Raw genomic sequence first — 6,080 nt, forward strand, 5'->3', positions numbered from 1 at the left:
ATCATTCATGATGCTTGGTGTAACCAATATCCAATTTCTCCATCGCCTTACGCTTAGTCTCCTCACCCCGTCGGTCATACTTCCCCGTGGTTACAGGCGAAGCGTGTCCGGCTAATTTCTGCACAGTAACGATATCAACACCCGCATCCAACAAGTCAGAACAAAACGTCCTTCTAAAATCATGGGGGCTAAACCTCTCAACCCCAGCCGACTCCGCCCGTTTTCGCACAATCATCAATATTGCCTGGGGAGTCATCCTTCGCCATTGCAACTCTCCCCCCTTGCGGATGGGTAATAGTAGCGGTCCCGGTTTGCGTGTGCGGAGTTTCAACCACTTTTCCACCGCTGCAATAGCACGGGCCGGCATATACACCGTACGGTCGGTTTCATTCTTACTACCAATAATCTCCAACGCTCCGGTAGCTAAATTTACATCTTTCAAATGCAGGGCAACTACCTCAGCCCGTCGCAACCCACACCGCAGGATCGCAATTAACGCCGCATCCCTTACCCCCACAGGTGACTTGTCAGCTTGACAAATACCCATTAGCGTCGTAATTTCATCTTGTTTAAGTGCCCTACCTCTAAGTCTTTTTTTTGCCTTAATAGACGGTAAATCTACTGCCTTCTGGTAGTCAGTTGCAGCCATCAAATCTAACTTAAACGCTTCAGTGAGTACCCTCCTTAAAGCACACAACATCTTATTTGCAGTTGCTGGAGCGTATTTTTTCATCAAAGCAGACCTGACAGCAGCAGTATGTTGATAACGCAGCGATGCCCAGTTGAGAGTTATGTAATCACATTTGTCGTTAGTCAACAAAGCCGCGATCGCATTGAGGGCTTGTTCCATAGTTGGTCTTGACCCAGGTGCAAGACTATCCAAGTACACCGCTGCTGGATGAGCAGTCAGCGGTAATGGCTCCGTTAAAACCAGTGTCTTGACTACCCCTGGACGCATTAATTTATCAGAACTAAACTTCTAGTAAACAATCATCCCACGCAATATCCATCGCTTCTACTTAAAGTCAAGTGTTTGTTTGCATTTCTTTATAATTATTGAGTAGATGTATTCTCTACCGTTGGGGGTGGTATAGTCCGTCCGAAGCGTTCCATTCCCAAGCCGTACTCATCGGATCGCGGTTACGAGACCAACTGATAAATTCTTTGGCGCTCTTGTTTTCTCTTTCTGCAATTAGGCTTTCGGGGCTAACACCAAGTCTTGCAGCAAGACTTTCGTTTGTCCTGGGCTGTAGTTCAACTTGTATTTGTTGGTATGGGTATGCTTGTCTTCTTTGTTTAGGTTGAGCATTGTATCTATTTGATGCGATCGCTCGTTCAATTAATTCCAGTTTGTTGGTCATTGCTTCGAGTTTGGTTTCCACCGATTTATCTCTATCAGCAAGATGGGACTCCAATTCCTCCAACTTCTCCTGCAATTGTAAAACTTGTTTGCTGCCAGCTAAATCGATATCAATATTGCTATCAAATGTTGCTACTAACTCCTCTAATGCTTGCAGCAAGGCAATTGTATGCCCTTGCCGATGTAGCTTGGATAGTTGCCGAACTATCCCAATTAGTGGGACAGGCACGCGGATCATCTCGCTGGGTGGGGACTTTTGTTCAGCCATTTGATATCCATTTCGATATCGACAAGCTGATTGTAGAAGATTTGGTGGGTGAGAAATATACTGAGTATCAATTATATCTAATTTTTACAGGATTGTTATATATCGACAAAATGAATTTGTTAATGAAACTGAGGTTCTGGCTGTTGCTAGAGCTATAGCAGCCGAACTGCACGAAACTGAAGAAGCCGTACACCTGAAGCTGGAACTGCCTGGAATCGAGGCTAAGGATGTAGATATCGAAGTCACCGAGAATGCAGTTAAGGTGGTTGCCGAACGTAAAGAAGAAACTAAAACCAACAATAATGGTAAAACAAAAAGCGAATTTTACTACGGCAAATTCCAACGAGTAATTCCCCTGAATGCTCGCATTCAAAATACCAACGTCAAGGCAGAATATAAAGACGGTATTTTGAATTTGACTCTACCTAAAACCGAGCCAGAAAAAAATAAAGTCGTCAAAATTAACCTTGGGGAGGCTGCGGCATCAAGTCTATCTCAGTGAGCAGGTATTCAACTAATAGTGTGAAATGATGTTAAACCTGGTTGATAAATTTCAACCAGGTTTTTTATTAATTGATAATGGGATGTAACTGACAAAGAAAGTATCAAGATTGCCTACCAAATCTAGCAATCAATTCCTCCCGTGACAATTGCATGAGTAATGGGGTAAATTCTTGTGGTGGTAAGGCTAATAATAATTCAATAATTGCGCTTAATTCTTTATCTAATGAACCAAAGCGAACTTGTAATAAGTTTTCCACTACAAGACGTTCACCTTGTTGAATCCCTTCTTGTTTGGCTTGTTCTCGGTCTTGTTGATACAGTGGTTCTAGCCGCATAATTAACTCCCTATCATCATGTAGCTGGAGTTGAATTAACCTTTAATTTCTAGCATAAAAAGCCGGAGATATTATCCCCGATATGGTTTATTATGAATTGACAATGGGATATAACTGATAAATAAAATATCAAGATTGCCTACCAAACCTAGCAATTAATTCCTCCCGTGACAACTGCATGAGTAATGGAGTAAACTCTTGTGGTGGTAAGGCTAATAATGGTTCAATAATTGCTTGAAGATTGTTATCTAATGAACCAAAACGAACTTGTAATAAGTTTTCCACTACAAGGCGTTCTCCTTCCAGTTTGGCTTGTTCCCGGTCTTGCTGGTAAAGTGGTTCTAGCCGCATGATTAACTCCCTATCATCTTCTTCTAAATTTTGATTTACTCTCAAATTCTGGCGCAGGTTGTAAACTAATTCTAGCGTCGCTTTCTGGAATGGATGATTTGATGGTAGTGCTTTTAACTCATTAATTGCCTGCTCTTGTACCCTTCCTCTACCCAGGATTCTCAGCCACAGTGTTTCTGGAATTTTTGGTAACTGATGGATGGCTACAATGGCTGCACGTAAATAGTCTGCCATAAAATGTACTCCAGGCAACCAATCTTCACCTTGAACTGCACGAAATCCTGACAGCAGCGTCGTGGATGCTGTTGGGGTGAGAATCCATAATTTAGGAGTTTCTAATTCAGGAATTGGGGTTTGATTTTTATTAGCTTCTCGTTGTAATACACCCCTCACTTCTAAGAATTTCAACAGACAATCACAAATTTCTTCTTTAGATGCAGCATTGCGGAAGGGTTCAAAGATAGCAGGATTGGTCGCAAACTTTCCTAATAAACCTAATGTTGCTAAATTGGTAGTTTGTTGTGCTGCTGGAGTAAAGAAAACATCAATTTCTCGCACTTCTCCTGCTACACGACTGGGGGCTTGTACCTGTCCATAAGGTTTTAGTAATTCTTCCAGATAATCCTTGGCGAATTGGTCATGAATAAATCGAGTCATTCAATTTGATTTCTTGGGAAGTTATTGGAAATAATTAATAATATTTTATCTGTTTTTATAACCATAATAATTAATTTTTTTTATTATGCTGTAATATCTAATCAGCGTTCTTAGTAATTGTCTTGAGATGTGATAATCTTACTCAAGAATTATCTAGAATAGAATTTTGAGGATTTTTGAGAATAAATTATATTGTTTTATATATTCCCATGAAACAGAAAAATACCCAGGCAGCGATCGCCACCAAAATTAAAAAGTGGGTTGAAGCGGCTAAACAACTCCGCACCGAGAATATTATATTTGCGCTACCTATCACCCGATTAACCAGCATCAAAAGCCTTTGTCAGGATGAAGTTGCAGCCGAACAATTTGCTCTCTACCTCGCAAAAGTGGTACGAAGGCAAACAGAAGATGATTCCTGTCCCAGTAATCTCAGTCCCTCTGAATGGGAAATTCACAAAACCATAATTGCCGATGCCATTGCAGAGATGGAACGCTACCTAGAAACTCCCACTTATGAAGGAAAGCAATCTCTACAGAAGTTATTGAGGCAAATTGATGAGTTGCAGGGAGATGATTTCCGCAACGTTCATTGGACTACTGTACATTTTGTCAAGAGTGGTTATCTGCTCAAACTAGATTATGCTATTCGCTGTTTTGTTGAACGGGATTTTCCCTACTATGCCTATAAATTAGCTAGAGAATATACAGAATCTTATGAGCCTCGATATGGTTCGGGTTTAATTCCTGAATCTGCTCCAAAGCTGCTGGAAATTGCTGAGTTTTGGTGTCATTATTATTTTGGACAAAATTTGGCAGAGAAGTTTCCCAAATTAATGATAATGAATCAAGACTCAAATTTAATTAAAGAGTGAATTGACGTAAAAATGTCTATCGACAAGAAAGAACTGGTACGCCGTGTGTCCCAACGAGTGTGCAAAGAAACTGGCATTGTGGAAGAAGTCATTGATGCAACGCTTGAAGAAATTTATGAATCGCTCAAACAGGGAGACAGTGTTTCCTTACGGAACTTTGGAACTTTTTACATAAGAGTAGAACGAGAAAGTTGGGTTTTTAAATTCAATCCCTCCCAACGGTTGCGTAAGTTGTTTGGCTGGTCGTCTACTTACAAGAGGTAATGGTAGCGAGGTTTTTTGAGCAGATCAATGGCAGATAATTATTGGTCTTTATCTGTACTAACTTCCTCCTTAATCTTCTAGATTTAAATTCAGTTTTTCAATCAAAACTTGTAAACCTTCTGGTGTTAGTTGCTGTCCAGTTAATCTCTTCCACGCTTCCGTAATTTCTTGTCTATTTGGAAAACTGCCAAACTTGTTTTTACACAACCAGCACCATTCCCTAACTTTTTCTACTGGATTAAATTGAGGTTGTTGATTTTGCTGTCTGTCTTGCTGTGGTTCTTGCTTGCTTATCTGGTCTATTGATTGGTCTTCCTGTTCAAGAGTTTCTTCTGTAGTTGTTTCTACTTCAATTGTCTGGTTAAATCCCTGGACTACTAGCTTTTTAATCTCTTGAGATAACCCAGTAATATAAGGGAGTCCTCCTTTGGGAATTACCAACGCAAATCTCTCCCCATTATTGAGGTGTCGGTAGCATAAAGTTTCTAATTCATCCGCAAACTTTTTGTAAGGAAACGAATTATCTTTAATCCAACTTAGCCCTGCATCTCCCAACACAATATGAGTGGCATTTTTATAGATTTGCCGATTAAAGCCTGTATCCTGGTTTAGAGGTGATTGACCAATTACTATAGTACAAAAATTGTAGGCAGCACCTTCTTTAATTAGTGCTGACTCTATATTTAATATTTGGTCTACTTCTGGTTTGGAAATCTTACCAGGATATCCCTCACCATTACCGTAAATATTATCTTGCTCATCGATGATGGTGAAGGTAAAACCATACTTATTACTAACACTTTTACCTAGCTTTTTTGCTTCACCTCTTATCTTCTCTAGTTCTTGAAAGCTAGCTTGTAACCCTGGTAGGACTTCTGAGTAATCTTTATAGTTTGGTTCAAAAGCCCAGTTTGATTCTGGGTATTTGGGATCAATGAGATTAATTTTTACTTTCAACCCTGTTTGTCCCAGGAGGTGAGCTGCTAGCAGGATAATTGCGCTTACTAATGTAGATTTACCAGATTGTGAACCACCATGAATGATAAAATTGTGATGCTTGCGTTTATCAAGTGGTCTTAATACTAGCTCGGAAACTAATTCTATTAACCACTGGATATCACTTGTTAATTTGGGTGGTTCGAGTTTTTCAACCTGTGGTGTTCCTTCCAGAGTGAGATATTGGGGTGACTCTTGTAAATTGGGGTTTAACAATCCGTGCAGTTGGAAGTGGTTTAAGTATCTAAGTTGTGCATTACTATCTAAACTAGAAACCACATCTGCTAATTTTAATTCTGCTTGTATTTGTTGGACTGCTAAACCGAAGCCAAACGGGAGCATCCCAATTTTGCAAAAAGAGAGTGAAAAGACCAATTTATTCGCGATTATCTCTCGCGAATAAATGGGGGGCTGTACATCAACACAAGAATTCGAGAGAATTATTTGTGTTCAATCCCAAGATCAAGGCC

Annotated in this window: 6 protein-coding genes and 2 pseudogenes; 3 read left to right on the forward strand and 5 right to left on the reverse strand. The window is 40.1% G+C overall.

Annotated features, from left to right (window positions below; translation table 11 throughout):
• Position 1: 1 nt before the first annotated feature.
• Together ACE1AT_RS25985 and ACE1AT_RS25990 are read right to left on the reverse strand one after the other, a co-directional pair.
• Positions 2-958: a tyrosine-type recombinase/integrase gene (locus tag ACE1AT_RS25985; RefSeq protein ID WP_374873668.1), complete on the reverse strand. Its 957-nt coding sequence runs from the start codon at positions 956-958 to the stop codon at positions 2-4.
• A gap of 115 nt (positions 959-1,073) precedes the next feature.
• Complete coding sequence (locus ACE1AT_RS25990) at positions 1,074-1,628, reverse strand: hypothetical protein (RefSeq protein ID WP_374873670.1); 555 nt, start codon at positions 1,626-1,628, stop codon at positions 1,074-1,076.
• Positions 1,629-1,776: 148 nt separating this feature from the next.
• On the opposite strand from ACE1AT_RS25990, the pseudogene ACE1AT_RS25995 reads away from it, so the two are divergent.
• Positions 1,777-2,130, forward strand: a pseudogene (locus ACE1AT_RS25995) (Hsp20/alpha crystallin family protein); the annotation flags it as partial.
• A gap of 103 nt (positions 2,131-2,233) precedes the next feature.
• Here the strand turns inward: ACE1AT_RS25995 and ACE1AT_RS26000 are convergent.
• Positions 2,234-2,485, reverse strand: a pseudogene (locus tag ACE1AT_RS26000) (hypothetical protein); the annotation flags it as partial.
• 111 nt (positions 2,486-2,596) lie between these two features.
• Positions 2,597-3,475, reverse strand: coding sequence for a hypothetical protein (locus ACE1AT_RS26005; protein ID WP_374873672.1), 879 nt, complete (start codon positions 3,473-3,475; stop codon positions 2,597-2,599).
• Between the two features lie 209 nt (positions 3,476-3,684).
• Between ACE1AT_RS26005 and ACE1AT_RS26010 the strand changes: the two genes are divergently transcribed.
• Entirely contained in the window at positions 3,685-4,350 is a 666-nt protein-coding gene (locus ACE1AT_RS26010; RefSeq protein ID WP_045874764.1) for a hypothetical protein, read from the forward strand.
• A 12-nt stretch (positions 4,351-4,362) separates the two neighbouring features.
• Complete coding sequence (locus ACE1AT_RS26015; RefSeq protein WP_374873674.1) at positions 4,363-4,614, forward strand: HU family DNA-binding protein; 252 nt, start codon at positions 4,363-4,365, stop codon at positions 4,612-4,614.
• Between the two features lie 69 nt (positions 4,615-4,683).
• On the opposite strand, the gene ACE1AT_RS26020 is transcribed toward ACE1AT_RS26015, so the two are convergent.
• A complete protein-coding gene (locus ACE1AT_RS26020; RefSeq protein WP_374873676.1) occupies positions 4,684-5,952 on the reverse strand; it encodes an ATP-binding protein in 1,269 nt (422 codons plus the stop codon).
• Positions 5,953-6,080: the final 128 nt, after the last annotated feature.

This window comes from Pelatocladus sp. BLCC-F211, assembly GCF_041928655.1.
GTDB lineage: Bacteria > Cyanobacteriota > Cyanobacteriia > Cyanobacteriales > Nostocaceae > Pelatocladus.

What these genes read in the sequence shown, in the direction of transcription:
- ACE1AT_RS25990 (WP_374873670.1), bottom strand. Translation starts at nt 1,628, where the DNA reads ATGGCTGAACAAAAGTCCCCACCCAGCGAGATGATCCGCGTGCCTGTC.
- ACE1AT_RS26010 (WP_045874764.1), top strand. Translation starts at nt 3,685, where the DNA reads ATGAAACAGAAAAATACCCAGGCAGCGATCGCCACCAAAATTAAAAAG.
- ACE1AT_RS26005 (WP_374873672.1), bottom strand. Translation starts at nt 3,475, where the DNA reads ATGACTCGATTTATTCATGACCAATTCGCCAAGGATTATCTGGAAGAA.
- ACE1AT_RS26020 (WP_374873676.1), bottom strand. Translation starts at nt 5,952, where the DNA reads ATGCTCCCGTTTGGCTTCGGTTTAGCAGTCCAACAAATACAAGCAGAA.
- ACE1AT_RS25985 (WP_374873668.1), bottom strand. Translation starts at nt 958, where the DNA reads ATGCGTCCAGGGGTAGTCAAGACACTGGTTTTAACGGAGCCATTACCG.
- ACE1AT_RS26015 (WP_374873674.1), top strand. Translation starts at nt 4,363, where the DNA reads ATGTCTATCGACAAGAAAGAACTGGTACGCCGTGTGTCCCAACGAGTG.